Origin of the sequence: Roseovarius nubinhibens ISM (genome assembly GCF_000152625.1) — a bacterium.
In the GTDB taxonomy this organism is placed as follows: Bacteria; Pseudomonadota; Alphaproteobacteria; order Rhodobacterales; family Rhodobacteraceae; genus Roseovarius; species Roseovarius nubinhibens.
On sequence record NZ_CH724156.1, the window covers coordinates 1,101,047 to 1,127,601 of the forward strand.

27 protein-coding genes are annotated in these 26,555 nt (G+C 63.4%); 10 read left to right on the plus strand and 17 right to left on the minus strand.

Annotated elements, in window-relative coordinates; genetic code table 11:
* Nucleotides 1-33: 33 nt before the first annotated feature.
* From ISM_RS05380 to ISM_RS05455, 16 genes are all read right to left on the minus strand, one after another.
* Nucleotides 34-1,008 carry a dipeptidase gene (locus ISM_RS05380; protein WP_009813109.1) on the minus strand — a complete coding sequence of 325 codons (975 nt, stop codon included), beginning with the start codon at nucleotides 1,006-1,008 and terminating at the stop codon, nucleotides 34-36.
* A 13-nt stretch (nucleotides 1,009-1,021) separates the two neighbouring features.
* Entirely contained in the window at nucleotides 1,022-1,735 is a 714-nt protein-coding gene (locus ISM_RS05385; RefSeq protein ID WP_254655651.1) for an ABC transporter ATP-binding protein, read from the minus strand.
* A complete protein-coding gene (locus ISM_RS05390) occupies nucleotides 1,728-2,492 on the minus strand; it encodes an ABC transporter ATP-binding protein (protein ID WP_009813111.1) in 765 nt (254 codons plus the stop codon). The genes ISM_RS05385 and ISM_RS05390 overlap by 8 nt, the downstream gene beginning before the upstream one ends.
* Nucleotides 2,493-2,496: 4 nt before the next feature.
* Entirely contained in the window at nucleotides 2,497-3,465 is a 969-nt protein-coding gene (locus ISM_RS05395; protein ID WP_009813112.1) for a branched-chain amino acid ABC transporter permease, read from the minus strand.
* A 4-nt stretch (nucleotides 3,466-3,469) separates the two neighbouring features.
* A complete protein-coding gene (locus ISM_RS05400; protein WP_009813113.1) occupies nucleotides 3,470-4,339 on the minus strand; it encodes a branched-chain amino acid ABC transporter permease in 870 nt (289 codons plus the stop codon).
* A gap of 62 nt (nucleotides 4,340-4,401) precedes the next feature.
* Nucleotides 4,402-5,532 (minus strand): ABC transporter substrate-binding protein, encoded by a 1,131-nt coding sequence (locus tag ISM_RS05405; protein ID WP_254655652.1) that lies wholly within the window; start codon nucleotides 5,530-5,532, stop codon nucleotides 4,402-4,404.
* Between the two features lie 111 nt (nucleotides 5,533-5,643).
* Nucleotides 5,644-6,282, minus strand: a complete 639-nt coding sequence (locus tag ISM_RS05410; protein ID WP_009813115.1) for a TetR/AcrR family transcriptional regulator — start codon at nucleotides 6,280-6,282, stop codon at nucleotides 5,644-5,646.
* Between the two features lie 159 nt (nucleotides 6,283-6,441).
* Nucleotides 6,442-7,338: an MBL fold metallo-hydrolase gene (locus ISM_RS05415; RefSeq protein WP_009813116.1), complete on the minus strand. Its 897-nt coding sequence runs from the start codon at nucleotides 7,336-7,338 to the stop codon at nucleotides 6,442-6,444.
* Nucleotides 7,339-7,364: 26 nt separating this feature from the next.
* Nucleotides 7,365-7,910, minus strand: coding sequence for a carboxymuconolactone decarboxylase family protein (locus tag ISM_RS05420; protein WP_009813117.1), 546 nt, complete (start codon nucleotides 7,908-7,910; stop codon nucleotides 7,365-7,367).
* Nucleotides 7,911-7,969: 59 nt separating this feature from the next.
* Nucleotides 7,970-9,166: an ABC transporter substrate-binding protein gene (locus ISM_RS05425; RefSeq protein ID WP_246557314.1), complete on the minus strand. Its 1,197-nt coding sequence runs from the start codon at nucleotides 9,164-9,166 to the stop codon at nucleotides 7,970-7,972.
* Nucleotides 9,167-9,224: 58 nt separating this feature from the next.
* Entirely contained in the window at nucleotides 9,225-10,127 is a 903-nt protein-coding gene (locus ISM_RS05430) for a branched-chain amino acid ABC transporter permease (protein WP_009813119.1), read from the minus strand.
* The gene (locus tag ISM_RS05435; RefSeq protein WP_009813120.1) at nucleotides 10,124-10,987 is read right to left on the minus strand and encodes a branched-chain amino acid ABC transporter permease; all 864 of its coding nucleotides are present in this window, start codon (nucleotides 10,985-10,987) and stop codon (nucleotides 10,124-10,126) included. Before ISM_RS05435 ends, ISM_RS05430 begins: the two co-directional genes overlap by 4 nt.
* Nucleotides 10,984-11,700, minus strand: coding sequence for an ABC transporter ATP-binding protein (locus ISM_RS05440; protein ID WP_009813121.1), 717 nt, complete (start codon nucleotides 11,698-11,700; stop codon nucleotides 10,984-10,986). The genes ISM_RS05435 and ISM_RS05440 overlap by 4 nt, the downstream gene beginning before the upstream one ends.
* Nucleotides 11,693-12,466, minus strand: a complete 774-nt coding sequence (locus ISM_RS05445) for an ABC transporter ATP-binding protein (RefSeq protein WP_009813122.1) — start codon at nucleotides 12,464-12,466, stop codon at nucleotides 11,693-11,695. Before ISM_RS05445 ends, ISM_RS05440 begins: the two co-directional genes overlap by 8 nt.
* Nucleotides 12,463-13,116 (minus strand): TetR/AcrR family transcriptional regulator, encoded by a 654-nt coding sequence (locus tag ISM_RS17685; RefSeq protein WP_009813123.1) that lies wholly within the window; start codon nucleotides 13,114-13,116, stop codon nucleotides 12,463-12,465. The genes ISM_RS05445 and ISM_RS17685 overlap by 4 nt, the downstream gene beginning before the upstream one ends.
* Before the next feature lie 391 nt (nucleotides 13,117-13,507).
* Nucleotides 13,508-14,635 (minus strand): S1C family serine protease, encoded by a 1,128-nt coding sequence (locus ISM_RS05455; protein ID WP_156783317.1) that lies wholly within the window; start codon nucleotides 14,633-14,635, stop codon nucleotides 13,508-13,510.
* Between the two features lie 222 nt (nucleotides 14,636-14,857).
* Between ISM_RS05455 and ISM_RS05460 the strand changes: the two genes are divergently transcribed.
* The 8 genes from ISM_RS05460 (at nucleotide 14,858) to ISM_RS05495 (ending at nucleotide 21,074) form a co-directional block, all read left to right on the plus strand.
* Entirely contained in the window at nucleotides 14,858-15,055 is a 198-nt protein-coding gene (locus ISM_RS05460; RefSeq protein ID WP_009813125.1) for a hypothetical protein, read from the plus strand.
* Nucleotides 15,056-15,245: 190 nt separating this feature from the next.
* Complete coding sequence (locus ISM_RS05465) at nucleotides 15,246-15,647, plus strand: PepSY domain-containing protein (RefSeq protein WP_009813126.1); 402 nt, start codon at nucleotides 15,246-15,248, stop codon at nucleotides 15,645-15,647.
* 75 nt (nucleotides 15,648-15,722) lie between these two features.
* The gene (locus tag ISM_RS05470) at nucleotides 15,723-16,394 is read left to right on the plus strand and encodes a winged helix-turn-helix domain-containing protein (protein WP_040618337.1); all 672 of its coding nucleotides are present in this window, start codon (nucleotides 15,723-15,725) and stop codon (nucleotides 16,392-16,394) included.
* Between the two features lie 3 nt (nucleotides 16,395-16,397).
* A complete protein-coding gene (locus ISM_RS05475) occupies nucleotides 16,398-17,807 on the plus strand; it encodes a HAMP domain-containing sensor histidine kinase (RefSeq protein ID WP_009813128.1) in 1,410 nt (469 codons plus the stop codon).
* 251 nt (nucleotides 17,808-18,058) lie between these two features.
* Complete coding sequence (locus ISM_RS05480) at nucleotides 18,059-18,922, plus strand: amino acid ABC transporter substrate-binding protein (protein WP_009813129.1); 864 nt, start codon at nucleotides 18,059-18,061, stop codon at nucleotides 18,920-18,922.
* A gap of 50 nt (nucleotides 18,923-18,972) precedes the next feature.
* Nucleotides 18,973-19,689, plus strand: coding sequence for an amino acid ABC transporter permease (locus ISM_RS05485; RefSeq protein WP_009813130.1), 717 nt, complete (start codon nucleotides 18,973-18,975; stop codon nucleotides 19,687-19,689).
* Nucleotides 19,690-19,692: 3 nt separating this feature from the next.
* Entirely contained in the window at nucleotides 19,693-20,349 is a 657-nt protein-coding gene (locus tag ISM_RS05490; protein ID WP_009813131.1) for an amino acid ABC transporter permease, read from the plus strand.
* Nucleotides 20,346-21,074 carry an amino acid ABC transporter ATP-binding protein gene (locus tag ISM_RS05495; RefSeq protein ID WP_009813132.1) on the plus strand — a complete coding sequence of 243 codons (729 nt, stop codon included), beginning with the start codon at nucleotides 20,346-20,348 and terminating at the stop codon, nucleotides 21,072-21,074. Before ISM_RS05490 ends, ISM_RS05495 begins: the two co-directional genes overlap by 4 nt.
* 74 nt (nucleotides 21,075-21,148) lie before the next feature.
* On the opposite strand, the gene ISM_RS17690 is transcribed toward ISM_RS05495, so the two are convergent.
* Complete coding sequence (locus tag ISM_RS17690) at nucleotides 21,149-23,488, minus strand: PAS domain-containing protein (protein WP_009813133.1); 2,340 nt, start codon at nucleotides 23,486-23,488, stop codon at nucleotides 21,149-21,151.
* A 471-nt stretch (nucleotides 23,489-23,959) separates the two neighbouring features.
* Between ISM_RS17690 and ISM_RS05510 the strand changes: the two genes are divergently transcribed.
* On the plus strand, nucleotides 23,960-25,102 hold the full coding sequence (locus tag ISM_RS05510; protein ID WP_040617882.1) for a benzoate/H(+) symporter BenE family transporter: 1,143 nt from the start codon (nucleotides 23,960-23,962) through the stop codon (nucleotides 25,100-25,102).
* A gap of 115 nt (nucleotides 25,103-25,217) precedes the next feature.
* Nucleotides 25,218-26,549: a trigger factor gene (tig, locus tag ISM_RS05515; protein WP_009813135.1), complete on the plus strand. Its 1,332-nt coding sequence runs from the start codon at nucleotides 25,218-25,220 to the stop codon at nucleotides 26,547-26,549.
* Nucleotides 26,550-26,555: the final 6 nt, after the last annotated feature.

Consider the following 26,555-nt stretch of genomic DNA (forward strand, 5'->3'; position numbering starts at 1 on the left):
GGGCGGACCGCCACCCCGGAGATCAGGCGCGGCTCACCAGACCCGGTCGAGCAGCGAGAGCCAGTTCTCGCCCATGATCTTGCGGATCTTGCCCTCGGACCAGCCGGCGCGGTCCATGGCGGCGGTGAGGTTGGGGAAATCGGCGATGCTTTCGAGCCCGTCGGGGAATTCGACATCCCAGATCTCGGTGAGCTGGCGGCCGGTGCCCTTGTCGTGGTTGAGATATTCGAAGAAGGGCTTGTCATAGCCCATGGTGAAATCGGTGCCGAACCCGACCCGGTCCTCGCCCACGAGATTGACCACATAGTCGATCGCGGTGACGTAATCATCCACGGTCGAATCATTGCCGCGCGGCAGGAAGGGCGGGAACATGGTGACCCCGACAAAGCCGTCGTGATCGGCGATGAAGCGGAGCTGGTCGTCGGTCTTGTTGCGCGGATGCGCCTTGAGCCCATGCGGCAGGCAATGGCTATAGGCGACGGGGCGTTTCGAGGCGCGGATCACGTCTTCGGAGGTTTTCGGGCCGACATGCGACAGGTCGCAGAGCATCCCCACCCGGTTCATTTCCGCCACGATGTCATGGCCGAAATCCGACAGCCCGCTGTCGGTGCTCTCGTAACAGCCGCTGCCGACGAGGTTCTGGGTGTTGTAGGTCATCTGCACGATGCCGACGCCCTGCTGCTTGAAGAGTTCGACAAACTCGGCCCGATCCTCGAAGGCCGAGGTGTTCTGAAAGCCGAGCACGATGGCGGTCTTGTTCTCGGCCTTGGCGCGCCGGATGTCGGCGACGGTCACGGCCTTGGTGATCTGGTCGCTATGCGCGGCCAGCATCCGGTTCCAGGCGCCGATGTTGAGCATCGTGTCGCGGAAGTTTTCCCAGACCGAGCAGGTGCAATTCGCGGCAGTCAGCCCGCCCTTGCGCATCGCGTCAAAGACGTCGCCGCCCCAGTTTGAAATGATCAGCCCGTCAAAGACGATCAGATCGTCATGGAGAGTATTCTTGGTCATTCTCTATCCAGTCTCAGAGGTAAATATTTTTGATGATCGCGTCGTGGTCATGTTCCATCGCCTTGACGTCGCCGCCGTCGACCACGGCCCCGTCGCGCAGCACGATGAACCGGTCCGCCGCGCGGAAAGCGAGTTTGAGGTTCTGTTCGACCATGAGCATGGTCACGCCCTCGGCCTTGAGCCCGTCCATGAGCTGGGCGATTTCTTCGCAGAACTCGGGCGAGAGCCCGCCTGAGGGCTCGTCCAGCAGCAGGAGGCGCGGCTGTGACATCAACGCCCGGCCGATGGCGACCATCTGCTGTTCGCCGCCCGACAGGGTGCGAGTGGGCTGTTTGCGGCGTTCGGCGAGGCGGGGGAACCGGTCGTAGATCCCGGCCAGCGTCGTGGTCGAGGTCTTGGAACCGCGCCGCATCGCGCCCAAGCGCAGATTGTCCTCGACCGAGAGATCGGGGAAGAGGTCGCGCGCCTGGCTCACCTGGGCCACGCCATGGGCAAAGATCTGATGCGGGGCGAGCCCGGCCAGTTCTGTGTCGCCGAGCCGGACCGAGCCCGCGCCGGGGCGGACAAAGCCGCAGATAGCGTTGAGCGAGGTCGATTTGCCCGAGCCATTGGCGCCGAGCAGGGTCAGGCATTCGCCCTTGTGGATGTCATAGCTCGCGCCGCGCAGGATAGGCTTCTTGCCATAGGCGACGTGCAGGTCGCGGATTGTCATCAATGTCTCAGGCATGTCCAAGATAAGCCTCCAGCACGGCGCGGTCTTCGCGGATTTCGGCGGGGGTGCCTTCGGCGATGTGCTGGCCCGCCGCCATCACCATGATGCGGTCGGCCCCGGCCATCACCAGTTCCACCGCATGTTCGATCAGCAGGATGCCGACGCCCTTTTCCCCGGCCATGCGGTTGATGATGTCCATCATCTGATCGCGGGCCAGCGGCGACAGGCCGACGGCGGGCTCGTCGAGCAGCAGCACCGGCGGGTCGGAGGCCACGGTGCGGACGATCTCGACGATCCGTTGCTGGCCGCCCGAGAGGTCGCCGGCGCGGGTATCGGCCATATGCTCCATCTGCATGAGGCTCAGCAGATCGCGCGCCTTGGCGATCATCGCCCGTTCCGAGGCGAGCGCCCGGCTGCGGCCGAGGATCACATCGACGAGCGAGCCCTCGGTCTGGGCATGAAGCCCGGTGAGCACGTTTTCCAGCACGGTGAGCGCCGGGAACAGCCCGCCGTTTTGAAAGGTGCGCCGGATGCCATGTTCGGCAATCGCATGGGGCGAGAGCCGCGCCACGTCATGGCCGCGCAGCCGGACCTGGCCCGAGCTTGGCCGGACATAGCCGGAGATGGCGTTGAAGAGCGTCGTCTTGCCCGCCCCGTTGGGGCCGATGACCGCCATGATCTGACCGGGGGCCAGCGTCAGCGAGACATCGCGCAGCGCGTGCAGCCCGGCGAAACGGACGTCGAGACCTTCGACTTCGAGAAGATTGCTCATCGTCTCACTCCCTGTAATAGCGTTCGACAAAGATCGGCGACAGCTTGCGCAGCAGGCTTGCCAGCCCGTCGGGCAACGCCAGCAGAACGGCGATCACGATGAGCCCGAAGAAGAGCTCTTCCATGCCCGGGAAGCTGCGCAGATATTCGGGCAGGATGGTCAGCGCCGCCGCCCCGAGCACCGCGCCGATCACCGAGCCGAGCCCGCCGACGAGCACCATGGCAAAGCTCACGATCAGGTGGAGCATGCCGAAGCTTTCGGGGAAGACATAGCTCGTGTGCAGCGCAAAGAGCGCGCCCGCGCAGCCCACCACGAAACCCGACCACATGAAGGCAAAGACGATGATCCGCGCCGTCGGGATGCCGAGCGAGGCGGTGGCCACCTCGTTTTCGCGCACTGCCATGACCGAGCGCCCGACCCGCGAGCGCAGGATGTTGAGCGTCGCCTTGAAGAGCAAAACGGCGACCACAAGGAAGATGTAGAACTTGGCCCGGTCGTCGGTGAGCGAAAAGCCGAAGAGCGATTGCGCCGGGAGCCCCATGCCATCGGTGCCGCCGGTGACGGACTTGCCATGCACATAGAGCCAGCGCATCAGCTCGCCAAAGGCCAGGGTGATGATCGCCAGATAATAGAGCCGGATGCCGCGCAACGCCGCCGCCGAGGCGAGGAACCCGCCCGCCGCCCCGGCCACGCCGGCAAGCGGGATCGAGACGATCCACGGCAGGCCGAAGCTGTTGACGAGGATCGCCGAGCCATAGGCGCCGAGCCCGAAGAGCGCGGTATTGGCAAAGGCCAGCTGGCCGAGATTGCCGATGACGAAGTTGAAGCCCAGGGCCACCAGCGCGAAGATCACGATGCTGTTGGCGATGAATTGCACATAGGCATTGGTGACAAGCGGCAGCGCCAGCAGCAGCAGCGGGACCGCCCAGAAGAGAAGCGTGCGCAGGAGCAATTGTGTCTGTGTCGGCATCATCGCATCACACCTTCACGATGGCCTTGCGCCCGAACAGCCCATGGGGCCGCAGGAACAGGACGAGGACGATGACCAGATAGGCCGTGATGTCGATCAGGGCCGAGTCGATATAGGCCCCGGCATATTGTTCGCTCAGCCCGAGGATGAGCGCCCCGAGCACCGCGCCATAGAGCGAGCCAAAGCCGCCGAGCGTCATCGCGGCAAAGCCCTTGATCAGGAAACTCGCGCCGAGGTCCGGGTGGAGAAGCGAGATCGGCGCGATGAGGATACCGCCGATGGCGCCCAATGCGGCGCCGATGCCCCAGGTGAAATCGTTGAACCGGTCGACATTGATGCCGATGAGCTGTGCCCCGCGGGCCGATTGATAGACCGCCTGCACCATCTTGCCGATATCGGTGAGCGCCAGCACGCCAAAGAAGACGGCGAGCATGATCGCGGTGGTCGAGAGGATAAAGATCGCGTCGCCTGTGATGATCAGATCGCCGATGAAGATCGGGTTGATGTCGAAGACCCGCGGCATCGGCAGCACTTCGCGCCCCCAGACGATCCGCGCGATGCCGCGAAACACATAGCCCGCCGAGATGCACATCAGCGCAAAGCCGATATGCGGCCCGCCTCGGATCGGCCGGACCAGCCCCCGGCTAAAGGCGAGCCCCAGCAGGAACATCGCCACCACCGCCAGCATCGCCGCCGGCACGAAGGCGACGCCGAGCAGCACCACCAGCACATAGCTGAGGAAGGCGCCTGCCATGACGAAATCCCCATGGCCGAAATTGACGATCGTGGTCGACCGGTAGACCACCGTGAGCGACAGCGCGATGAGCGCATAGATCGCACCCTGCGAGATCCCACTGATCGTGAGTTGCATCAACATGTCCGAAACTCCCCGGAAATGGGGGCCGAAGGCGCGGTGCCTTCGGCCTTGGGTCTTGTGGATTAGTAAGGTGTGTTCCAGGCGCGCAGCACGGCGGGCTTGCCATCGACAAAGCCGGCCACGGCAGAGCCTTTTACGCCCTGGTGATCTGTCGCGCTCCAGGTGATCGGCTCGGACAGCACGCCGGTTTCGAAGTTTTCGATCCCTTCCATCGCGGCGATGAGCTTGTCCCGGGTCAGGTCGGGACCGGCGGCCTCGAGCGCGGCGACGAGCGCCTTGGCCGAGCCGATGGAGACGAAGCTGAAGGTCGAGAGCTCTTCGTCGGGGGCGTATTCGGCAAGGATCTGGCGCACCGGCTCGAGCTTGGGCCCGTCGAGATTATCGACATAGGAGTGGATCACATAGTAGTTCTTGACCGTGTCGAAATCGCCGACCCGCTTGAGCGTGTTTTCGAGATCGGTGCCGGCGGTGCCCATCACCGGAATGTCCCCCATCCCGTATTTCTTGAGATCGCGCAGGAAGATCGCGGTTTCCGCCTCATAGATCGCGGCGATGATGAAATCGGGCTTTTGCTCGCGCAGCTTGAGCACCTGAGCGGTGGCATCGGTCTGACCGCGTTCCATCGTCAGCTCGACCACCGGGGTCACGCCGTTTTCCGACAGGTAGTCGCGTGCCGGGTTGGAGTAGCTATGCGCCCAGTCGTTGGAATGTTCGATGATGGCGACGCGGGCGGTATCGGGTTTCGACAGCACGAATTGCGCCATGGCGCGGCCGTTGGCCGAGCCGGTGGGCACGCCGTGGAAGATATTGCGCGCCAGCGGCACCGAGATGGAATCGCTCACCGCATGGGCCACGAGCCAGGGCAGCCCGGCCTCTTCGACCACCGGGCGGACCGCGACGGCCACGCCCGAGCAGGAATTGCCATGCAGCATGAAGACCTCATCTTGATGGATGAGCTTCTTGGCGGCGGCGAGGCCTTTGCTCGGATCGCAGGCGGTGTCCTCGGGGATCGCCACCAGTTTGCGGCCATGCACCCCGCCATCGGCGTTGACCTTGTCATAATAGGCCATCATGCCCACCAGCGCCTTGCTGTAGGAAGAGGCATTGCCCGAGAACGGCCCCATGACGCCGATCTTAATGCTGTCCTCGGTGACGCCGGGCACGTCCTGGGCTGTGGCCGGCAGCGCCGTCATCAGGACGGCGGCAAGTATTTTCAGGCTCGTCTTCATTGTCTTGATCTCCAGTCTGTTGGACTATTGCGGCCGGTTACAAACATACCGGTCTGTTTTTAATATCTAAAACCCTTACTCCACGATTGGCGTCACCCGCGTGCGCAGAATGTCGGCCATGACTTTCAGCATCTCTTGCAGAAAGGTCTTGTCGGGTCGCAGCACGGCCTGAACCGCCATGCCGCGAAACATGTTCATCACGATGTTGAGGATCACCGCCGGGTCGGCATCCGGTCCTGCGTCCGATCCAGAGACGGGCGCGAAAGTTTCGCGCCAGATGGCTTCGAACCGGCCATGCAGCGACAGGATCGCCGGTTGCAGACGCTGCCGCAGATCGGCATCGCCGCGCGCCGCCACGATGATTTCGAGCGAGGCATAGAACCAGTCACCATCGAGCATCCGGTGCCAGACCCGGTCGAGAAACTCATCAAGGCTGAGACGCCCGGCGCGCAGCAACGCCGCCTGTTCCGCCAGCCCTTCGGCGAAGGCGTGAAACATATCCTCGGTCGCCGCGACGATCAGGTCGATCTTTTCCGGATAGTGGTGGGTCTGAGCGCCGCGCGACACCCCGGCCCGTTTGGCAATGCCAAGGGTGGTGGTGTTGGAATAGCCCACCTCCATCAAGAGCGCGATGGTCGCCTCATGCAACAGCTTGCGCGTCCGATCGCTGCGCTCGGTCTGGGTGCGTCTGGTGGTTTTGCTCAGATTCGACATACCGACCAGCCTGTTTGCAAATTAATCCCAAGTCAAGCCTTTGTCGCAGAGCCCTGGCGCAGAGCGGGGGACCGAGCGGCATTTTCTTCGGCACAGCCACTTTTATAAGCGCGCGCGCCCCTGCCCTGATCGGACGAGGGGCGCGCGCGGCCCGCGTTATCAGGCCAGTTCCGTGCTGTCCTTGGCCGCGCCGAACTGGGGGGGCTCGAAGCAGACGTTTTCGCCAAAGCAGAGCGCCAGCCCGTCTTGGGATTTGACCCAGTCGCGGGGCAGCGCGACCTCGCCGCTGTCGGCCCATTGGCTGTTGGTCTGGCTTTCCATCCATTCATTGGGCGTGGTCAGGGTCGAGGCGCGGTGGGTCACGTTCCAGATGAAATAATGATGCGGCACGACGATCTTGGCGCCGATCTTGGCGCGCAGGGCCGCGACCTGATCATAGCCGAGAATGTGTTTGGAGCCGTCGATGGGCAGCAGGGCGACGTCGATCTGGCCGATCTGGTCCCAGACACCGGGGCCGGGATCGGGGCGGTTGTCGCCCCAGTGCAGGATGCGCAGCCCGCCGGTTTCAATCACATAGATCGTGTTGTCGAAGGAGCGCCAATTGTTGGGCGGCAGGGTTTCCAGCGGGGTGAGCTTGCGCGTCAGCCCGGCCCAGTCGACATCGGCATGGGAGGCGTCCGAGACATGTTTGTCGGCGATGCCGGTGATGGTCGCATCGGCAAACTCGAACCGTCCGATGAGGCGGTCCAAAAGCGTGCTCGCCCGGAGGCGGTGCAGCGCGTCATGGTCGAAATGGGCATGGGTCGAGAGGCCGATATCGACCTCGACCTCGGGGAAGTCGCACAGATACCAGTTCCACGTCCCCCAGGGCGGGTTGCGCCAGGGGTCGATCATCAGGGTGAGCCCGGCCGGGGTGGTGATCCGGAAGGCCGAGCCGCCGAAATAGCCGAGCCGGACCTCTCCGACCGCATCGGCCCCGGCCTGCAGCTCGATCATCCGGTTGTTGTTTTCGCTTTGCTTCCAGGCCCAGAGCCCTTCGTTCACCTTGTCAGACATCTTTTGCCTCCCTGAAATTCACCTGATCACACCAGCAGCTTTTCGACGCCCTCTTCGGTCTCGATCTGGAGCGAGTCGTTGACCCTGTTGAAAAAGCCGCACAGCGCGATGCGCATGGTCAGCTCGACGATCTGCTCTTCGCTGAAATGCGTCTTGAGCTCGTCGAAGATGGCGTCGCGCATATACTGGAATTTCGTGGTCACCTGTTCGGCGAAATCGCGCACCAGAATGTCGAGATCGTCAAAGCCCTCGGGCTTCTCGTCGAGGATGTTGTCGAGGGCGGCGGGGCTCAGCCCATAGGCCTGGGCGCGGGGCGCGTGATGGGCGATGCAATAGTCGCATTTGTTGATGGTCGAGACGGTGACAAGGGCGATCTCGAGATAGCGTTTGGGCAGCAGCGCCTCGTCATGCAGTTCGAGCAAGAGGCCCATGATATGCTTGAGCACCGGCGGCCGGTGGGCGAAGACTTTGACCTGGTTGAGGAACGGGCCGTACTCCTTGGCATAGCGTTCGTAGATCGGCTGCACCTCTGCCGGTACCTCATCAATTTCAACATCTCTCACGCGCGCCATCGCGGGTCTCCTATCAATTGGGTATGTCGGAGAGGGCCGAGACCCTCTCCGTAATGGGGTCAGTATTCCAGTCGTTGAATGACGACATCCTTGCCGTCCTGAATTTCGGACAGCTGAAAGTCGCGGCCAAGCACGCCGCCTTCGGCATCGAATTCGATGCTGCCGGAGGCGCCAGAGTAATTGATCTCTTCGCCAGCCCGGATCGCGGCGAGCCCGTCGGCCACGTTGTAGACGGTTTTCTTGCCCTCGCCGGTGGTCACGTCCCAGATCGCCTGGGCCACGGCCGCGCTGTCGGTGGTGCCGGCCTTTTCCATCGCCAGCAGCAGCACCGACATCTGGTCGCGCCCGGCGGTGCCGAACGGGTGCTGCACCGAGCCGGTGTCCTCGAGCCCGGCCTCGGTGAGATATTCCTTGTAGGCCGGAGAGCTCAGCGCCGGGACCGGGAAGCCATGGATCACCCCGTCTGCGGCGGCACCGACGGTGCTCTTGAACTGATCGCCGGTGGAGAGCGAGATGGTGATCACCGCGCCTTCATAGCCCTGGCGGTAGAGCTCTTTGTAGACGGCGGTGAAATCGGTAACATAGGAGGGGATGAACACCGCCTCGGGCGATTTCTCGATGAGCTGGGTCACCTCCGAGCGATAGGAGGATTGCCCGGCGTTGTAGTAGAACGGGTCCTGCACCAGCGCCTCGGTGCCGACGCGTTCGATGAACCCATCCATCATCGAGCGGGTGAAATCATTGTTGAGCGCCATCAGCGCATAGTTTTCGAGGCCCCGGCTCAGCACCAGATCGGCGATGGCGCGGCCCCAGATCGGCGACAGCGGCTGAAAGTTGAAGACCAGCCCTTTTTCATCGGCGATGGGGATGTCGGCGCTCGACGAGGTGCACATCTGGATGATGTTGGCGCTTTGGCATTTCGGCATGATGCCGAGGGTGACCGAGGACGAAAACGTGCCGATGATTGCCGACACTTTGTTGACACTGATCAGCTTGTCCGCGGCGCGCACGGCGGTTTCCGGGTTGGTCTCCGAGTTCTCCTGATAGAGCCGGATCTGACGGCCCAGAACCCCGCCCGCGGCATTGACCGCATCGGCCACCCGTTTGTGCGAGGCGGTGATATTCGGCCCGAACGGCCCGCCGCCGCCGGTGTTGGGGGTCAGCGAGCCGATGGCGATATCCGCCTCCTGGGCGCGCAGGATCGCGGGGGTCATCAAGGCTGCGGCGCTTCCCGCCAGCAGACTTCTTCTCGTCATGGAAAACTTCATGGTTCACTCCTTGTTGGCTTGGTTGGGATGCGCCTTCTGTGGGCGCTTAGGTCTTTTTGACGTTGAATTTCGGCTCGGGGAGCAGGCCACGGGGCCGCAGCCGCAGGGTCACGATCAGCAGGAAGCCAATGAGGATGATCCGCATCGCCGACATCTTTTCGGCGTCGAGGACATCGGTGAAATCGCCGATGAACCGCGTGCCTTCGAGAAAGATCATCACCGTGCCGGCGCCGATCAGGATGCCGCGGTTGTTGCCAGCGCCGCCGACGATCACCGACATCCAGATGAACATGGCGACCACTGGCATGAAGACCTCGGGGCTGATGTTCTGGACGTAATGGGCATAGAGCGCGCCCGCGAGCCCCATGAAGAAGCCGCCGATGGCAAAGGTGAGCACCCGGTGCATCAGGACATTCTTGCCCAGCACCTCGGCCACCACGTCATCTTCGCGGATGGCGCGCAGGGTGCGGCCCATCGGGGCGCGGCGGATGCGTTCGCAGACGAGATAGGTGATGAGCACGCAGACCGCCACCAGCAGGAGATAGAAGAGCGGGTAGAGCTCTGGCCCGATGAGATCGCCAAAGGGGCGGCCGTCGATGCGCAGGCCGCGCGGGCCTTCGGTGATCTGATCCTCGTTGAGCACGATGAGGCGGATGACTTCGCCGACGCCCAGGGTCACGATGGCCAGAAAATCCTCCCGCAATCGCACCGACAAAAGCGCCACCGCCCCGCCGAGCACCCAGCCCGCGACACAGGCCGCCGGGATGGCGAGACCCACCGGCACGCCGAGCTTGGCCACCAGAAGGCCCGAGACATAGGCCCCCATCGCGTAGAAGCCTGCGATGCCGAAATTGACCATCCCGGCGATGCCCCATTGCAGGTTGAGGGCCAGCGCCAGGATCATGAAGAACCCGACATAGGTGCCCATTGAGATGAGATATGCGCTCATTTTCTGATCTCCGCGGTTCCAAAGAGCCCCTGCGGACGCAGCAGCAGCAGCACGGCGATGATCACGAAACCGACGCCGATCTTGTAGGTTGAAGGCAGGAAGAGAATGGTGGCCTCTTCCGCGAGCCCGACCAGCAGCGCCCCGACGATCGCCCCATAGGGAGAGCCGATGCCGCCGAGGATCGCCGCCGCAAAGATCGGGATGGTGAGGTTCCAGCCGACCAGCGGCTCGATCACCAGATCGAGACCGGCAAAGACACCGGTGAGCCCGAAGAGCGCGCCGCAGATGGCGGTGGTAAAGGCGGTGATCCGGGTCGCATTGACCCCGCGAATGGCGGCCAGCATCGGGTTGTCCGCCACCGCCCGCATCGCCCGGCCGATCCATGTGTAGGCCAGCAGACAATGCAGCGCGACACCGATGACGAGGCTCCAGATGATGATCTGCACCTGTTCCGGCGTGATCCGCGCGCCCAAGAGTTTCCAGGGCCGCTCTAACGGGATCTCGAAGCCGCGCACATCGGCGGAAAAGAACAGCCGGATCACATTCTCGATGATCAGGGTCAGGGCGATGGAGACCACCAGCAAGGTGATGGCCGAATGCTCTTCCATCGGCTGGAAGACCAGCACATGCATCAGCCAGACCACCAGCGCGGTGACCAGCATCGCGGCGGCAGCGGCCAGCGGCAGCGGCAAGCCCAGCGGCACGTTGAACGTATAGGCGGCAAAGGCGCCCACCGTGATATAGCCGCCGATGGCGAAATTCGGGAATTTGAGAATCCCGAACAGCAGGGAGAATGCCATGGCCGGAGGCGCGATGAGCGCGGCATTGACCAATGCGTTAAAGATCATTTGCATGCTCATGAGCGCGACCCCAGATAGAGTTCAGATACTTCTTTGGATGCCAAGAGGTTCGAGGCCTGGTCCTGCAATGCGACCCGGCCCGCGGCCATGACGATGCCATGATCCGCGATGCGCAGCCCCTGGATGGCGTTCTGTTCGACCATCAAAATGGCCACGCCTTCGCCATTGACCCGCTGCACGATGTCGAACATCTGCCCGACCATCAGCGGCGACAGCCCGGCCGAGGGCTCGTCCAGCAACAGCACCTTGGGCGCGAGCATCAGTGCCATGCCAAAGGCGACCATCTGGCGTTGCCCGCCAGACAGGTTGCCAGCTCGGGTCTGACGCAGCCGGGCGAGATCGGGAAACATCTCGTAAATCCGGTCACAGGCCTCCTGGGTGCGGGTCTTGTCGCCCCAGGAGCCCATGGTCAGGTTCTCGTGAGTGGTGAGCTGACGAAACACATTCGCCTCTTGCGGCACATAGGCCATGCCGGATCGGGCCACCTGCGCGGCGGGCAATCCGGCAATCTCGCGCCCGGCCACGGTGACACTGCCCGAGACCGGGCGCACAACCCCGGCAATGGTCTTGAGCAGGGTGGATTTCCCGGCCCCGTTGGGACCGATGATGCAGGTGATTTCACCCGGCGCGAGATCCAGCGTAACGTCATGGCAGATGATGGTCTTGCCATAGCCGGACTGGAGGGCGCGGGTCTTGAGCAGGGCGTCAGACATCGGCGGTCTCCCCCAGATAGGCTTCGATCACCGCCGGGTTCTGACGGATCTCCTCAAAGGGGCCACTGGTGAGGTAGCCACCTTGGGTCATCACCACGACCGGGTCGCAAAGCTGGGCGATCATATCCATGTCATGTTCGACCACGAGGAAGGTCTTGCCATGGTCGCGGTTGAGGCGGCGGATCATGTCGGTGAGCGTCTGCATGAGCGCCGGGTTGACCCCTGCCCCCGGCTCGTCGAGCAAGATGAGATCACAGTCGATCATCAGCGTGCGCGCCAGTTCCAGAAGCTTCTTCTGCCCGCCCGAGAGATCGCCGGCATAGGTGTCGCGCAGCTTGGCCAGAAGCGCGATCTCCATGACCTCGCAGGCCTTTTCGTAGATTTCCGCCTCTTGCTGACGCACCTTGCCGGGGGTCAGGAAGTTCGGCCAGAATGTCTCGCCCAGCTGAAGCTGCGGCGCGAGCATGAGGTTTTCCAGCACCGTCATGCGCTGAAACTCGCGGGCCAGCTGAAACGTGCGGATCATGCCGAGCCGGGCGCGTTTCCACGGCGCGAGAGAGGTCACGTCGCGGCCGTTGAACACGACCGTGCCGCCGTCCGGCTTGATGACGCCGCTCAGCAGGTTGAAGAGCGTGGATTTCCCCGCGCCATTGGGGCCGATGAGGCCGGTGATCGAGCCCTTGGCGACCTCGAGGGACATGTCGCGCACGGCGTGCACCCCCCCGAAGCTGCGGCTCATGCCTGTGGCGTGCAGTATCGGCGTCATGATGCCCCCTCGCTTGCGAGACGCGCCCGAATGAGATTGGCCAAGGTGGCGAGCGCGGCCTCGGCCTTGTCCGGGTCGGGTTCGATCATCTGGGCGACGCGCAGACCGCGCAGCGTCGAGGTCAGGACGAGCATCAGGGATTCCGCGTCGGCCTCGCTCATCCCGGTGCCGCAGAAAATCTCGCGCGCCGTTTCGCGGTAGCTCTCGAACATCCGGTTGATCCAGAGTTCGACATGTTCATTGAGATCCGGATCGCCGCGCGCGGCGGCCATCATGTCGATAGAGACGGTCACATATTGATCTCTCATCAGGCCGGTCCAGGCGCGGTCGATCAGATCCTTGGGATCGAGCACCCCATCCTTGTGGTCGTCGCTGATGGCGGCGGCGCAATCGACGACCGATGACCACATGAGCGCAGTCGCGCGTTTCACGAGATCGGCCTTGGAGTCGAAATGATGCAGGATCGCACCGCGCGAAATGCCCGCCCGCCGGGCAATCTTGGTCGTGGTCACATTCACGAAACCGATCTCGGCGATCAGTTCGACCGTGGTCTTGCACAGGTTCTCGATCGTCGCGGCCGAGCGTTCATCCTGTGTGCGCCGCCGCTTGGGCGGTTTGCGGGTTTGATTTTCCGTCGTGTCGTCAGTCATTTGCCACCCCTTTGATCAATTGACAGCACATGAAATCGATTCGCGCAACTTACATTCATTCCTGAATGTTTCTTTTTTCTGGGGCGGAAACTTCACTCGCTCAGAAATTGAGCCGCTTCTGAGGCCCCTGCCCAAGGGATGAGCGGGGTTTGTTTGGGATGTCCCCTTTCAGACGGAGATAAGCGTATCGAGCGGCGGATCGGCATTGCGTCGGTGCGGCATCTCGCAGAGCGTCGAGGGGATGCTCGCCCCATTAAAGACGGCGCGGGACAATCTGCCCGCGCCGTCAGTTCTTTCAAACCTGTACTGTAAGGCCCTGCCGCCAATTACCCTGCCACCAATTGCCCTGCCCCGGCGCCATGCTCACCGGGACAGGGGCGTCGCGCTTGCGTCAGGCGTCCTGAGCGGTTGCGCGGTTTGCGAGGGTGACGTCGAGGGTCTGGCGGTCGCCACGGCGCAGGATCTCGATCTTGGAGGCCGTGTCGGGCGCGGCATTGCCGACCGCCCGGGTCAGATCGCGGGCCTCGTTGATCGGCGTGCCGTCAAAGCTCAGCACGATGTCGCCGGCCTTTAGCCCCACCTTATCCGCCGGCGAGCCGTCGATCACGCCTTCGACCTGAATGCCTTCACCGGCGTCGAGCCCGAGCACCGAGGCGACCTCGTCGCTCACCGGTTTGATCCGGACGCCGAGCCAGCCGCGGTCGATCTTGCCGTCATCCTTGAGATCGGCAACGATGCGCGACACCAGATCGGAGGGCACGGCAAAGCCGATCCCGGCGCTGGCGCCATCGGGGGAAAAGATCGCGGTGTTGACGCCGATCACCTCGCCCCGGTCATTGAAGAGCGGACCGCCGGAATTGCCACGGTTGATGGCGGCGTCGGTCTGGATGAACTCGTCAAAGGGCCCGGCGTTGATGTTGCGGTCCTTGGCCGAGACGATGCCGGTGGTCACCGTGCCGCCGAGGCCGAACGGGTTGCCCATGGCAATCACCTCGTCCCCGACACGCATCTCCTCAGACGAGCCGAAGGAGACGGTCGGCAGATCGCTGCCCTCGATGTCGAGAAGCGCGATATCGGTCAGGGGATCGGTGCCGACGACGCGCGCCTCATGTTCGGACCCGTCGGCGAATTTGATGGTGACGCTGGAGGCGCCATCGACCACATGGTTGTTGGTGACGATGAGCCCATCGCTCGAGATGATAAAGCCCGACCCGACGCCACGGCGCGCGCCCTCGTCCGGCAATTGCCGCAGCTCGGGCAGCCGGTCGCCAAAGCGGCGCTGAAACTCTTTCAGAAACTCGTCATTGGGCAGGGGCCCTTCGGCATTGGCGGGCGTCGGCTTGGCGCTCACTTCGACCAGCACCACGGCCGGGCTGAAATCTTCGATGAGATCGGCATAGCCGCCGGGCGGGATGGCGAGGGCCGAGCTCGGCGTCAGGGCGACGAGGCTCGTCGTGCCGAGAACGGCGGCCAGAGCGACGGCAAGCGGGGTGCGACCCAGGGATATTTTGCGAGACATGTAATCCTCCATCTCGGGTGTGATGAGAGAGGAGATGGCGGCCCGGCCTCACCCGTGCCTGACGCGAACTATACAGATTTGTAATCTCACTTGTCGGTGATCGCCCGCCGCCTCGGCCCGGGTTTCGCGGGGCGCGAAGATTACACAGATGTAATCTTGGCGTCAGGCGGGGGGCGGGCTGGCCGCCGATATTCCTTATCAGTTGGAACAAGGAGAGATCGGATGGATCGGATCAAATCAATCGTCGCGCGCACACTCATTGCCGTGATCGCGGTGGCGGGGCTTGGCTTTGGGATCATGGCGGTGGGCTTTGCCGTGGTGCTGGGCGCCGCGTTCGCGCTGGCGCTGCGGCTGGCGGCACCGGGGCAGAGGGTTGAGACCATGGGACAAGACCCGGAGGGCGCGCCCGCGACGGCCTGAGCGCGCGAGATAGAGAGAAGGACGGCAACGGCGGGCGCACCCCGCCGTTTTTCCCTTTGGGTCGCAAGCGGCCACAAGATGGCGCAGATCACACAGATGTAATCCGAGCGACAGGCAGGCGGCAGGGCCAGATCGTAAATCGGTGTCATCGGGCGGGATGGTCCCGCTCAGTGACCAAGGAGATATGAGTATGAAACGCAGCACAATCGCCTATGCCGCAAGTTCCGGCCTGCTCGGCCTGTCGATCCTCGCCGGTTCGCTGGCCTATGCCCAAAACCTTGAGGGCGGCGGGGATGCGGCCGAGTTGCAAGCCTTTCTCGAGGCCAACCCCGCCGTGGTCGAGGCCGTCACGGCGGTTGAGACCGAGACCGGCGGCACGGTGGTCGAGGCCGAGTTCGACGATGAGACCCCGGGCAACAGCGTCGTGGAGTTCGAGATCGAAATGGCGGACGGGTCCGAGCAGGAGGTGCTCTATCATCTGGCCGACAGGTCGATGACTGTGGATGTCGAGGATGACGATGAGGAGGATGACGGTGAGGAGGATGACGAAGAGGATGACGACGGCGCACCCAAGACGGGCCGCGACAAGTAAGTCGCACCTTTCGGAAATCCATGGCAAAACAAAGGTGGTCCCAGAGGGGGCCACCGGCATGAGGCGGGGGGAATGATGAAAATTCTGGTGGTCGAGGATGACAAGACAACCGGCGCCTATGTCGCAGGGGGGCTGCGCGAGGAAGGCCATGTGGTGGACCTGATCGAGAATGGCCGCGAGGCGCTCTTGCAGGCGAGCGGCACGGAATATGATGTGCTCATCATCGACCGGATGTTGCCGGGGCTCGATGGGATGGCGCTGGTCAAGACGCTCCGGGGCGCGAAGAACCACACGCCGGTCTTGTTTCTCACCTCGCTTGGCGGGGTCGACGACCGGATCGAAGGGCTCAACGCGGGGGGCGATGATTATCTCGTCAAACCCTTTGCCTTTGGCGAGCTGTCGGCGCGGGTGGCGGCCCTGGCGCGGCGGCCGCGCGCCACGCAGGAGGAAACGATCCTGCGCGCCGGTGATCTCGAGATGGATCTCATGCACCGCAAGGTGACGCGGGCCGGGCAGGTCATCGACCTGTTGCCCCGGGAATTCGCGCTGTTGGAACAGCTGTTGCGCCGCAAGGGCCGGGTGCAGACGCGCACCATGCTGCTCGAGGCGGTCTGGGACATCAGTTTTGATCCGCAGACCAATGTGGTCGAGACCCATATCAGCCGGCTGCGCGCCAAGGTCGACAAACCGTTCGAGACAGAGCTCATCGAGACGGTGCGCGGCTCTGGCTATCGGATCGCGGGCTGAGCCGTGACGCCTGCGCGCGGCATATGGGCCTCGACGCCGCTGCGGCTCTCGCTGGCGATGGCGGCGCTTTTTGCGCTGGTCAGCCTGCTGAGCCTCGCCGCGACCTATGTGATCGTGCGCGACAACACGCAAGAGGCGCTGCGCTCGACGCTGCAGCAGGAAATGGCGAGCTTTCGCGCCCTGCCCAACACCGCCGCAGTGATCACCTTTGTGCGCTCGCAATCGCGCACCGCCTCGCCGGAGGACCGCATCCTGAGCTATGTGCTGCCCGGCGGGCTGCATGTCGGGAACGCGGCGCTCGTCTCCAAGGGCGAGGGCTATGCGATTGTCTCTTTCGATGACGAGGCGACCGAGGTCGAGGGCGAGTATTTCGCGCTGAGCGCCGCAGTCCATGGCGGGCAGATGATGATCGCGCTGAGCGCCGAGCCGCTCGAGGATATTCAGGAGGCCTTTCTCGCGGTATTCCTGTTCAGCCTGATCCCGACCACGCTGATCGTGATCGGAGCCGGTGTCTTGCTGGCGCGGCGCTCGGTCCGGCGGCTCGACCGGATCGACGCAACGCTCGACCGGCTCACCACCGGCGATTATGCCGCCCGCGTCGCGCCGATGGGCGGGCGGGCCGACGACCTGTCGCGGATCGGCGACCGGATCGACACGATGGCGACGGCGCAGGAACAGCAGATTTCGGCGCTGAAACAGGTGTCGGCGGATATTGCCCATGACCTCAAGACGCCGATACAGCGGGTCTCGGTCCTGCTCAGCCAGCTGCGCCAGAAGACCAGCCTCTCGACCGATGCCTCCGAGCTTGTCGACCGCGCCCATGCCGAGACGGATGGCATCGTCAAAACCTTTCAGGCGCTGTTGCAGATCGCCCAGATCGAAGGCGGCGCGCCGCGCAAACGGTTCGACGAGGTCGATGTCGCGGCGCTCGCCCGGACCTTCTACGAGGTCTATGAGCCCACCGCCGATGACAGCGGCCATCACCTCGGCTGTGAGGTGCCCGCGACGCCGGTTCTGGTGCGCGGCGACAAATCGCTCTTGGGTCAGGTCTTTGCCAATCTGATTGAGAACGCGCTGCGCCATGCGCCGCCGGGCGCGGAAATCTCGATTTCGGTCACGCAGCTGGGGCGCAGGGTGCGCCTGGAGGTGAGCGACACCGGCCCCGGCATCCCGGAGGACGAGCGCGAGAATGTGCTGCGGCGGCTCTATCGGCTCGAGCGGAGCCGCACGACCCTGGGCAGCGGGCTGGGGCTGAGCCTCGTTGCGGCGATTGTGAAATTCCACGAGGGTGTGCTGCGGCTTGAGGACAATGCGCCGGGGCTCAGGGTGTCCATCACGCTGGCGGCGGCGGGGCGCACGGGCGGCAGCGCGCCCCGCGAGACATCCCCGGCGGTCCCACCCCGCGACGCCTAATATTCGGGCTTTCCGGCCTTGGCTTTTCGGGACTGCCGAAAACATCCGCCGGATCGTTGCAACTTGCCCAAGAACCGGGCTAGCCTGCCTAAACTATACGCAGTTCTGTCGCCATGGGGGCCGCTCGCGCCCTTCTCGGTCGAGCGCACTTGCACCTTGGGGCCTCGAACAGAGATGACCCGCGTAACTCCAGTTCAAAAAATCAGATCCAACACCTGATCCAAAACCTGATCCAACAAGGGGACAACCAAATGACAATCATCAAGAGTTTCATGGCGGCAGCCATCGCGGCGAGCCTTGCCGTTCCGGCCATCGCGCAGAATGCGGGCGGTACGCTCGAGAAAATCGCGGCCTCGGGCGAGATCGTGCTCGGCCATCGCGAAAGCTCGGTGCCTTTCGCCTATCTCGATGAGAACCAAAAGCCCATCGGCTATTCCATCGACCTCTGCCACAAGATCGTCGAGGCCGTGTCGGCCGAGCTCGGCAAAGAGATTTCGATCAAATATGTGCCGGTCAACCCGAAGACCCGTATCGCGCTCATGGCGAATGGCACGATTGACCTCGAATGCGGCTCGACCACCAACAACCTGACCCGTCAGGAACAGGTCGAATACCTGCCCACCACCTTCATCACCGGCACCAAGCTTCTGGTGCGCAAGGATGGCGGCATCGCCACCATCGACGATCTCGACGGCAAGGCCGTGGCGCTGGCCCAAGGCACGACCAACGAGCGCGCGGTGAAGGCCGCGATCGAAGAGAAGGGCCTCGACGTCAAGATCCTGCCGGTGCGTGACCACGCCGAAGGCATGCTGTCGCTCGAGACCGACCGGGTCGACGCCTATTCGACCGACCACATCCTGCTCTTTGGTCTGATCTCCAAGTCGAAATCCCCCGATGATTTCGCCGTTGTCGGCGATTTCCTCTCCTTCGACCCCTATGCCCTCATGGTGCGCCGCGACGACAGCGCCTTTGAGCTTGTCGGCAAGAAGGCCCTCGCCGCGGTGTTCCGCTCGGGCGAGATCAACGACATCTATGCAAAATGGTTCGATCCCCTCGGCGTGGAACAGACCGACCTCCTGAAGGCGGCGTTCCAGCTCAACGCTCTGCCGGAATAACCTGATCTCCGGGGGCCCCAGGGCCCCCGGTTTTACCTGGGACAGTCTCTATGGATTATAATTGGAACTGGGGTGTGCTCTTTGAAGAGCAATACCTCAGCTGGCTCATCTCCGGTGTCGGCTGGACCTTTTCGGTCGCGCTGAGCGCCTGGGTTCTGGCGCTGCTGGTCGGGGTTCTCATCGGTGTGGGCCGGACCCTGCCGAACCGCCCCATCGCCTTTCTCTGCACCACCTATGTCGAGATCTTCCGCAACGTGCCGCTGCTCGTGCAGCTGTTCCTGTGGTATTTCGTCGTGCCCGAAATCGTGCCGCAAGACATGGGCCGCTGGATGAAGCGCGACATGCCGAACCCCGAGTTCGTGACCGCCGTCATCGGGCTTGGCCTCTATACCGCGAGCCGGGTGGCCGAACAGGTGCGCGCCGGGATCAACGCGGTGGGCAAGGGTCTCGTCGCCGCCTCCTATGCCAACGGGTTTTCCACCGCGCAGACCTATCGCTATGTGCTGCTGCCAATTTCCTTCCGGCTCATCGTGCCGCCGATGACCTCGGAGTTTCTCACGATCTTCAAGAACTCGTCGCTGGCGCTGACCATCGGGCTGCTCGAACTCACGGCGCAGAGCCAACAGATCGCCGAATACACCTTCCAAGGCTTTGAGGCCTATACCGCCGCGACGATCATCTATGTGGTCATCGCCCTGATGGCGACGGTGATTGCGCAGATGCTCGAAAAATACACCCAGATTCCGGGCTTCGTGGGAAAGGCATGACCGATGGGTGATTTTGACTTTTCCGTTATTGCAGACAACCTGCCGTTCCTCTGGCAAGGGCTGCAGCTGTCGCTCTGGCTGACGCTTCTGGCGATCATCGGCGGCATCGTTCTCGGCACGCTTCTGGCGCTGATGCGGCTCTCGGGCCTGTGGTGGCTGGCGCTGCCGGCGGCGGGCTATGTGAACCTGATCCGGTCGGTGCCGCTGATCCTCGTGATCTTCTGGTTCTACTTCCTCGTGCCGCTGGCGCTCGGTCGGCCGATTGGCGGGTTCTACTCGGCGCTCATCGCCTTTGTCATGTTCGAGGCGGCCTATTATTCCGAGATCATCCGCGCCGGCATTCAGTCGATCCGGCAGGGGCAGGTCCATGCGGCGCAGGCCGTCGGGCTCAGCTATTGGCAGACCCAGCGCTATGTCGTGCTGCCACAGGCGTTCCGCAACATGATCCCGATCCTCGTCACCCAAGGCATCATCCTGTTTCAGGACACCAGCCTTGTCTTTGTCGTATCGCTGCGTGACTTCATGACGGCCTCGTCGATCGTCGCACGCACCGAGGGCCGTCTGGTCGAGATGTATATCTTTGCCGCCCTCGTCTACTTCGTCATCTGCTTCGCTGGATCGCTCTTTGTCCGGCGCCTCAAAAAGGCCTCTACCGCATGATCACTCTGGAAAATGTCTCGAAATGGTATGGTGAGTTCCGCGTTCTCACCGACTGTAGCACCAAGGTGGACAAGGGCGAGGTCGTCGTGGTCTGTGGCCCGTCGGGATCCGGGAAATCGACGCTGATCAAATGCGTCAACGGTCTCGAACCCGTGCAAGAGGGCAAGATCATGGTCGAGGACGCCGAGGTCACCGCCCGGCGCACCAACCTGACCAAGCTGCGGTCGCGCATCGGCATGGTGTTCCAGCATTTCGAGCTCTACCCGCATATGTCGGTGCGCGAGAACCTGTGCCTTGGCCAGCAAAAGGTGCTGGGCCGGTCGCGCGACGAGGCCAATGCCAAGGCCGAGGCGCTGATCGACCGGGTCGGGCTCAAGCCGCATATCGACAAGTTCCCCGGTCAGCTCTCGGGCGGGCAGCAGCAGCGGGTCGCGATCAGCCGGGCGCTGGCGATGGACCCGATTGCGATGCTGTTCGACGAGCCGACCTCGGCGCTCGATCCCGAGATGATCAACGAGGTGCTCGACGTGATGGTCGAGCTGGCGCAGGAGGGCATGACGATGATGGTGGTGACCCATGAGATGGGTTTTGCCCGCAAAGTGGCCGACCGCGTCGTGTTCATGGATGCCGGCGCCATCGTCGAGGATCGCGAAACCGAGGCGTTTTTCGGCAATCCCGAGAGCGAGCGCGCGCAGGATTTCCTGTCGAAGATCCTCAACCACTGATCCCGGCGGTCAGCTCTGGTCTGAAATCGCCCCCGGTCCCACTCAGGGCCGGGGGTTTTCGTTGGGCCTGTCCCTCAGGGGCCGGGGTAATGACCTGTTGGGCTGTCCAGCGTCTCGAGCGGGATGGTGAGCGTGATCACCACGCCATCCTCTTGCCAGTCGTAATCGATCGTCCCGTTGAGCTGCCCGGTGGTGGTCGATGTGACGAGACGGCTGCCAAAGCCCTGCGCGGTCGGCTCGCTCAACCGGCCTTCGGCGATGCGTTCCTTCCAGCACAGAACCAGCTGATCTGACTGCTCCTCCCAGGTGACATCGAGCGTGCCGCCCGGCGCAGCAAGCGAGCCGTATTTGACGGTGTTTGTCGCCAGCTCGTGAAAGACCAGCGCGAGGCTGGTGCTGGCCTCGACCGGCAGGTAGAGCTCGGGCCCCGACAGCGCCACCTGATCCGAGCGGCCACAATCGAGATGCGGGCGCAGAATCTCGGTCAGCAGCGACGAGAGCCGCGCCTCGGCATGGTGATATTCGCGCCCCAGCGCCGCGCGGATGAGATCATGCGCCTTGGCCAGCGCCGAGAACCGGCCCTTGAGCTTGTCGGCCATCTCAGAGGGCGTTTCGGCGTTGCGGGCGGTCATCGAAACCATGCCGGAGGCGACGGAGAAGAGGTTTTTGACCCGGTGATCCATCTCGCGCAGCAACAGGTCGCGGGCCTCTTCGGCGCGGATCTGTGCCGAAATGTCCCGCGAAAGGCAGACGATCCGTTCGGTCGTGCCCTCGGCCCCGAGCACCGGCGTCACCACCACATCCCACCATTTCGGCGTGCCCTTGTCGGTGGGCCGGAACGAGGAAAACCGCGCGCCATGGCCGTTCTGCGCCTGTTCGAGCGCGTCGCGCACAAGGCTATGGCTCTCCTTCGGCCAATGCGACAGCCAGTGCCGCCCGACCACGGTGGTTTCGTCATCAATCTCGAGCTGCACCCGCGCCGTCGAATTGAGAAAGCGGACATGACCGCCAAGGTCGAGCACCTTGATGCAATCGCCGCTCGAATCGATGATACTGCGGTTGAACTCTTCGCTCTCGCGCAGGGCGATTTCATTCTTCTGCCGCTGTTCGATCTCGCGGGTCAGCGCCGCCGCCTGTGCCGCCAGTTTTTGCTCGGCGAGCTTTTGGTCGTGAATGTCGGTGCAGCTTCCGTACCAGCGGATGATCTGGCCATCCTCATCGCGCAGGCACTGGGCGCGGCCAATGACCCAGCGGTATTCGCCGCTGCGGTGGCGCAGCCGGTATTCGATCTCATAGGGATCGCCGGTGGCGAGGCTCTTGCCCCAGACCTCAAACGCGCGGGCGCGGTCGTCGGGATGGAACATGCCATTCCACGCCTCGCCATCGGTCGAGCCGCGCGGCACGCCGGTATATTCATACCAGCGGTCATTGTAGAAATCGTGATAGCCATCGGGCCGCGTCGACCAGATCATCTGATCGATGGAATTGACGATGGCCTGATAGCGTTCTTCGCTGAGCCGCAGCGCCTGTTCGGCATGGACCGCGTCGGTGACATCGGTGGCCTGCATGAAAATGCCGCTCACCTCGCCATTTTCTTCAAAGAGCGGCTGATAGATGAAATCGACCAGATGTTCTTCGGGCGTGTCACCCCGGTTGAGCGTCACCGGCACCGCCTTGCCGACATAGGCCTCGCCCGAGCGATAAACATCGTCGAGCAGATCGACAAAGCCCTGCGCCACCACCTCGGGCACGGCTTCGACCACGGTCTGCCCGATGACATTCTCCCGCCCCACGAGCCGGTCATAGGCTGGGTTGGTGAGCTCAAACACATGCTCCGGTCCGCGGGTCATGGCGATGGCGGCAGGGGCCTGCTGGAACATCTGGCCCAGCCGCGCGATCTCGGCCGTGGCGCGGCGACGCGCCATGACGATCTCGGTCGTCTCATTGCCTTGGTTGAAGACCCCGACAACGCGGCCCTCCTCGTCCCAGATCGGGGTAAAGCTGTAGTTCCAATAGGTCTCGCGCGCCTTGCCGCCCCGCACCATCGGCAGCATCTGGTCAAAGGTCGAAAACCCCTCGCCGGTCTCCAGCACCCGTTCGAACTGTGGTCCAACCACCTCCCAGATGTCCTGCCAGACCTCTTTGCCCGGACGGCCCAGCGCGCCGGGGTGACGCTCGGCCGGGATCGGCGCCCAGGCGTCATTATACAGAAGGTGCAGCTCTGGCCCCCAGTAGATCGCCGTCGGAAAGCTCGAATAGAGGCAGATCGACAAGGCCGACCGCAAGGGCTGCGGCCAGGTCTCTATCGGGCCCAGAGGCGAGCTTGTCCAATCAAAGTCGCGGATGCGCGACGCCATCTCGCCCGTGGTGGGCAAGAAATACGCGTCCCGGGCCCGATGCGCGTTGCCGCTCATATCTCGGACAGTTCGGGGATCAGCGGGCCTTGGCCCAGCCTCGCGGCGCGTCGATACTCTGGTGTCAACTCTGGCCCTCGTTGGGTTGGACAGGATGGGATCGAACTGCCCCCACTGCCCACCGTGCCGAGCCTCGCTCTGCGCAGGGGGAGGATCGCGGGAACAGGTGCCAAACCAGGCAAACCGAGGACAAGAACATGGGTGCGACGTCACCAAACACATGCAATCGAAGGGGGGCCAACGATCAGCCTGCACACCCGAACCACGCCACGAACGGGAAGCTACCAAGCGCCCCTCGGTGACACGTCACACTGCGACAATCTAGCTGGGTTCGCTGCGTAATCAAGCGCCACTGTGCCGCTTCGGCGGAATCTTGGACGCCAGACGGACGGGCCACGTGACACTCCGACCGTGACCTTGGCGAGCGACCGCGTTACAGATTGGGGCAACACATGTTTTTCGGGGTTTTCCATGCGCGTATCCGTTGTTCTCTCAGCCTTGGTGGCGGTTCTCGTGGGGTTTGGCGGATCGGTGGCCATCGTGCTCGCAGGGGCGGATGCGCTGGGGGCCACGGCCGCGGAAAAGGCCACATGGATCAGCGTGCTTTGCCTGTCGATGCTGGTGACCAGCGGCTATCTGTCGATGCGGCACCGGCTGCCGATCATCACCGCCTGGTCCACCCCCGGCGCGGCGCTTCTGGCCGGCACCGCGGGCGTCGGCATGGGCGAGGCCACGGGGGCGTTTTTGCTGGCAGGCGCGCTCTTGGTGCTCACCGGGCTGATCCCGGCGCTCGAACGGCTCATCGCGCGCATCCCCGGCGAGGTGGCCTCGGCCATGCTGGCGGGGGTGCTCTTTGCCTTTGTCGCCGACGCCTTTCGCGCCGTGGCCGGGGCCGAGGCGCTGGTGCTGCCGCTCTTGGCGCTTTTCTTCGTGGTGCGGCTCTGGTCGCCGATCTGGGCAGTGATCGCGGTGCTGGTGGCGGGCGTGGCGCTCGCCATGGGGCTTGGCCTCGCCACACCGGACTGGCAGGGCGGGTTCGCCGAGTTCGCGCCGATCCGGCCGATCTTTGAGCCTGGCACGCTGTTGGGCGTCGGCCTGCCTCTTTACCTCGTGACCATGGCTTCGCAGAACCTGCCGGGTTTTGCGGTGCTGCGCTCGGCCGGCTATCCGGTGCCGGGGCGGTCGATCCTGACGGTGACCGGCCTCGCCTCGGTGGCGAGCGCGGTCTTTGGCGCCCATAGCACCAATCTCGCAGCGATCACCGCCTCGATCTGCACCGGTGAGGATGTCCATCCCGACCCCGCGAAACGCTGGCTCACCGGGCCGGTCTATGCGCTGGGCTATGGCGCGATCGCGCTGGTCGCCATGTCGCTGGTGCTGCTGTTTGCGAGCTTTCCGCCGGCGCTCATCGCCGTGGTGGCGGGCACCGCCCTGCTCGCGCCCTTCACCGGATCGCTGAGCGCCGCGCTCGGCAGTGGCCACCATCTCACCCCGGCCATCGTGACCTTTGTGGTGACCGCCTCGGGGCTCAGCCTCGCGGGCATCGGCGCGGCCTTCTGGGGGCTGGCGGCGGGGCTCGCGCTGGTGGCTCTCGACAGCTGGAAGTCGCGCTGACACCCCAATGCGCCAAGACTCTGCTTGCGCCGCGCCCTTTGCCCCCATATTACGGCCCCTGATTTTGACCGCCGTGGACGCCTCCACGGCCCAATGCAATGGATGAGGACGAACAATGCAGGTCACCGAGACCCTGAACGAAGGGCTGAAACGCGGCTACTCGATGGTGCTGACAGCCAAGGAACTGGATGACAAAGTCACCGAGAAGCTCAAAGAGGCCCAGCCCGAAATCGAAATGAAGGGCTTCCGCAAGGGTAAGGTACCGCTGCCCCTGCTCAAGAAGCAATTCGGCCAGCGCGTGCTGGGCGAAGCGATGCAAGAGGCCGTCGATGGCGCGATGTCCAAGCATTTCGAAGACAGCGGCGACCGCCCCGCCCAGGAACCGTCGGTCAAGATGACCAACGAAGACTGGAAAGAAGGCGACGACGTCCAGATCGAAATGACCTATGAGGCGCTGCCGGAGATCCCCGAGCTCGACCTCAAGAAAGTGTCGCTCGAGCGTATGGTCGTGAAGGCCGACGAGAAAGACGTCGACGAAGCCCTGTCGAACCTCGCCGAGAGCGCGCAGGATTTCGCAGACCGCAAGAAGGGCTCCAAGTCGAAAGAGGGCGACCAGGTCGTCATCGATTTCGTGGGCTCGGTCGACGGTGAGGAATTCGAAGGCGGCGCGGCGGAAGATTACCCGCTGGTCCTCGGCTCCAACAGCTTTATCCCCGGCTTCGAGGATCAGCTGATCGGCGTCAAGGAAGGCGAAGAAAAAGACGTCAACGTCTCCTTCCCCGAAGAATACCAAGCCGCGCATCTCGCCGGTAAGGAAGCCCTGTTCAAATGCACCGTGAAAGCGGTCAAGGAACCCAAAGCCGCCGAGATCAACGACGATCTGGCCAAGAAATTCGGCGCCGAGGATCTCGACGCGCTGAAAGGTCAGGTGCGTGAGCGTCTCGAAGCCGAATATGCCGGTGCCGCCCGTGCCGTGGTCAAGCGCAGCCTGCTCGATCAGCTCGACGACATGGTCAGCTTTGAGCTGCCGCCCGCGATGGTCGAAGCCGAAGCCAAGCAGATCGCGCATCAGCTCTGGCATGATGACAACCCTGAGGTTCAGGGCCATGATCACGGCGAGATCGAGACCACCGAAGAGCACACCAAACTCGCCGAGCGCCGCGTGCGTCTTGGCCTGCTGCTGGCCGAGCTGGGCAAGCGCGCAGAGGTTCAGGTGACCGATGCCGAGATGACCCAAGCGATCATGAACGAAGCACGTCAGTACCCCGGTCAGGAACGCCAGTTCTTTGAATTCGTGCAGCAGAACCCGCAGATGCAGCAGCAGATGCGCGCGCCGATCTTCGAAGAGAAGGTTGTCGACTATGTGCTCGAGCTGGCCACGGTCAAAGACAAAGAGGTCTCGAAAGACGACCTGCAGAAAGCTGTCGAAGAGCTCGACAAGGAATAATCCACG

What these genes read in the sequence shown, in the direction of transcription:
- ISM_RS05380 (WP_009813109.1), bottom strand. Translation starts at nt 1,008, where the DNA reads ATGACCAAGAATACTCTCCATGACGATCTGATCGTCTTTGACGGGCTG.
- ISM_RS05385 (WP_254655651.1), bottom strand. Translation starts at nt 1,735, where the DNA reads ATGCCTGAGACATTGATGACAATCCGCGACCTGCACGTCGCCTATGGC.
- ISM_RS05390 (WP_009813111.1), bottom strand. Translation starts at nt 2,492, where the DNA reads ATGAGCAATCTTCTCGAAGTCGAAGGTCTCGACGTCCGTTTCGCCGGG.
- ISM_RS05395 (WP_009813112.1), bottom strand. Translation starts at nt 3,465, where the DNA reads ATGATGCCGACACAGACACAATTGCTCCTGCGCACGCTTCTCTTCTGG.
- ISM_RS05400 (WP_009813113.1), bottom strand. Translation starts at nt 4,339, where the DNA reads ATGTTGATGCAACTCACGATCAGTGGGATCTCGCAGGGTGCGATCTAT.
- ISM_RS05405 (WP_254655652.1), bottom strand. Translation starts at nt 5,532, where the DNA reads ATGACGGCGCTGCCGGCCACAGCCCAGGACGTGCCCGGCGTCACCGAG.
- ISM_RS05410 (WP_009813115.1), bottom strand. Translation starts at nt 6,282, where the DNA reads ATGTCGAATCTGAGCAAAACCACCAGACGCACCCAGACCGAGCGCAGC.
- ISM_RS05415 (WP_009813116.1), bottom strand. Translation starts at nt 7,338, where the DNA reads ATGTCTGACAAGGTGAACGAAGGGCTCTGGGCCTGGAAGCAAAGCGAA.
- ISM_RS05420 (WP_009813117.1), bottom strand. Translation starts at nt 7,910, where the DNA reads ATGGCGCGCGTGAGAGATGTTGAAATTGATGAGGTACCGGCAGAGGTG.
- ISM_RS05425 (WP_246557314.1), bottom strand. Translation starts at nt 9,166, where the DNA reads ATGACGAGAAGAAGTCTGCTGGCGGGAAGCGCCGCAGCCTTGATGACC.
- ISM_RS05430 (WP_009813119.1), bottom strand. Translation starts at nt 10,127, where the DNA reads ATGAGCGCATATCTCATCTCAATGGGCACCTATGTCGGGTTCTTCATG.
- ISM_RS05435 (WP_009813120.1), bottom strand. Translation starts at nt 10,987, where the DNA reads ATGAGCATGCAAATGATCTTTAACGCATTGGTCAATGCCGCGCTCATC.
- ISM_RS05440 (WP_009813121.1), bottom strand. Translation starts at nt 11,700, where the DNA reads ATGTCTGACGCCCTGCTCAAGACCCGCGCCCTCCAGTCCGGCTATGGC.
- ISM_RS05445 (WP_009813122.1), bottom strand. Translation starts at nt 12,466, where the DNA reads ATGACGCCGATACTGCACGCCACAGGCATGAGCCGCAGCTTCGGGGGG.
- ISM_RS17685 (WP_009813123.1), bottom strand. Translation starts at nt 13,116, where the DNA reads ATGACTGACGACACGACGGAAAATCAAACCCGCAAACCGCCCAAGCGG.
- ISM_RS05455 (WP_156783317.1), bottom strand. Translation starts at nt 14,635, where the DNA reads ATGTCTCGCAAAATATCCCTGGGTCGCACCCCGCTTGCCGTCGCTCTG.
- ISM_RS05460 (WP_009813125.1), top strand. Translation starts at nt 14,858, where the DNA reads ATGGATCGGATCAAATCAATCGTCGCGCGCACACTCATTGCCGTGATC.
- ISM_RS05465 (WP_009813126.1), top strand. Translation starts at nt 15,246, where the DNA reads ATGAAACGCAGCACAATCGCCTATGCCGCAAGTTCCGGCCTGCTCGGC.
- ISM_RS05470 (WP_040618337.1), top strand. Translation starts at nt 15,723, where the DNA reads ATGAAAATTCTGGTGGTCGAGGATGACAAGACAACCGGCGCCTATGTC.
- ISM_RS05480 (WP_009813129.1), top strand. Translation starts at nt 18,059, where the DNA reads ATGACAATCATCAAGAGTTTCATGGCGGCAGCCATCGCGGCGAGCCTT.
- ISM_RS05485 (WP_009813130.1), top strand. Translation starts at nt 18,973, where the DNA reads ATGGATTATAATTGGAACTGGGGTGTGCTCTTTGAAGAGCAATACCTC.
- ISM_RS05490 (WP_009813131.1), top strand. Translation starts at nt 19,693, where the DNA reads ATGGGTGATTTTGACTTTTCCGTTATTGCAGACAACCTGCCGTTCCTC.
- ISM_RS05495 (WP_009813132.1), top strand. Translation starts at nt 20,346, where the DNA reads ATGATCACTCTGGAAAATGTCTCGAAATGGTATGGTGAGTTCCGCGTT.
- ISM_RS17690 (WP_009813133.1), bottom strand. Translation starts at nt 23,488, where the DNA reads ATGAGCGGCAACGCGCATCGGGCCCGGGACGCGTATTTCTTGCCCACC.
- ISM_RS05510 (WP_040617882.1), top strand. Translation starts at nt 23,960, where the DNA reads ATGCGCGTATCCGTTGTTCTCTCAGCCTTGGTGGCGGTTCTCGTGGGG.
- tig (WP_009813135.1), top strand. Translation starts at nt 25,218, where the DNA reads ATGCAGGTCACCGAGACCCTGAACGAAGGGCTGAAACGCGGCTACTCG.